3 protein-coding genes are annotated in these 1,656 nt (G+C 61.8%); all 3 read left to right on the top strand.

The window, feature by feature from the left end:
• Window positions 1-42: 42 nt before the first annotated feature.
• A complete protein-coding gene (locus tag AC1DY5_RS54745; RefSeq protein ID WP_478122548.1) occupies window positions 43-408 on the top strand; it encodes a hypothetical protein in 366 nt (121 codons plus the stop codon).
• Complete coding sequence (locus tag AC1DY5_RS54740) at window positions 405-944, top strand: aspartyl/asparaginyl beta-hydroxylase domain-containing protein (protein ID WP_478122547.1); 540 nt, start codon at window positions 405-407, stop codon at window positions 942-944. The genes AC1DY5_RS54745 and AC1DY5_RS54740 overlap by 4 nt, the downstream gene beginning before the upstream one ends.
• A 1-nt stretch (window position 945) precedes the next feature.
• A partial coding sequence (locus AC1DY5_RS54735) for a hypothetical protein (protein ID WP_478122546.1) occupies window positions 946-1,656 on the top strand: 711 nt, incomplete at its 3' end.

Raw genomic sequence — 1,656 nt, 5'->3', positions numbered from 1 at the left:
ACGTCATGGAGATGGGCCGGTCCGACTCATAGCCTAGTAGGCATGACTCAGACCCCATCACTTGCCGATCTGCCGATCACCCATCACTTCGGCGGCGGCGTGTACTCGAAGGAGACGCGCGTCGCTGCTGGCTTTATCCTGATCCAGCACAAACACGAACACGACCATCTTTCCATCCTTGCATCCGGGACCGCCGAACTTCTGATCGACGGCGTCCGCTCCGAACTGACCGGCCCGGCGTGCCTCACGATCAAGGCCGGCAAACATCACGGCGTGAAGGCTCTCACCGATGTGGTCTGGTTCTGCATCCACGCGACCGACTGCACCGACGCGGCCGAGGTTGACGAGGTTCTCATTGCTGACCCTGACAACGCGCAAATGGCGTCGATGGTGGAGGCGTTGCAGTGAGCCATATTCGAATGCTGTGGACGGGGGTCGATGTGGCTCCTATGCGGGATGCTCTCGCCGCTCATCCCGGGCTGTGGGACCAGAACACCGGCCGTACCGCCCCGGAAGATTCGCCCCATCACGGCCTTTCCGACATCTGGGCTCGACATGCCGATCCAGCCACCATGCGTGAGGACGGGTCGCACGATTCGGTTTGGTATCCCTGCGCAGACGTATTGCCAGTGCGCGATCTCGTGTATCCGCTGATGGCGAAAGTGCGCGGCGACCGCCTCGGTGGCGTGTTGATCACTCGCATCAAGCCGGGACAGATCTGCAAGCCCCACACCGACCCTGGCTGGCATGCGCGGTACTACCAGAAGTTCGCCGTGCAGATCGACGCTGCGCCACGGCAAGCGTTCCAATTCGAGGGGGAATCTCTGGTCACGGAGCCCGGGGATGTGTACTGGTTCGACAACGCGCACACCCACTGGGTGACGAACAACAGCCGGACCGACCGAATCACCATGATCGTCTGCATCAAGACGGAAGGAGCCTGATATGCCTTGGGGAGCAGCAATCGGCGCGGGCGTATCGGCTCTCGCAAATCACGCACTGTCGAGCGGCAGCAGCACCAACGGCGGTGCAGGCACGCAGACGCAGACGAAGGAACCATGGCTTCAGGCTCAGCCGTGGATCATGAACAACCTGCAAACAGGCCAAGCCCTGCAAAACCGCTATGCGGCTCAGCCGTTCAGCGATCAACAGCAGCAGGCCTACCAGAACCAGAACAACCAGTCCGCATACATGCGCGCTGCCGTTCCGTCACTTCTTGGCCAGATCCAGAGCCAGCAAGTCGGCTTCGACCGCAGCAACCCGAACGCTCGCCCGAACGCCTTCAGCTTCGATGGTCTGTTGTCGGCCGCGAGGGACGGAAGCCAGGCGGTCCAAGCGCAGCAGCCCGCACAGCCGCAGGGTCAGGGTCTTCTTTCGATGTTGACCAGCGCTCCGTCGTCTGCTCCGCTGAACCTGAACCCCGCACCCGCGCCGGCTGCTGCCGGTGATTTCCATCAGCAGACGCAGAGCACAAACCCTGCCGATCAGTACATGTCGATCCTGCGCGCCGGGATGACAGCGGATCAATTCGCCAAGGCGGGCTATGACCCGAACGCCGGCATGAACGGCAGCTACGGTGATTTCAAGTACGGATCGCCGATGCCGCAACCCGGAACCAAGGCACACCGGGACATGAACGAATACTTCGCCTATGGC

The organism is Variovorax sp. P4_D9, from assembly GCF_056401695.1.
The sequence above is the reverse complement of the archived record's forward strand: the minus strand, read 5'-3'. Positions and strand labels throughout refer to the sequence as shown.

Bases quoted from the DNA above. Each gene is read 5' to 3' on its own strand.
- AC1DY5_RS54745 (WP_478122548.1), top strand. From the start codon at position 43: ATGACTCAGACCCCATCACTTGCCGATCTGCCGATCACCCATCACTTC.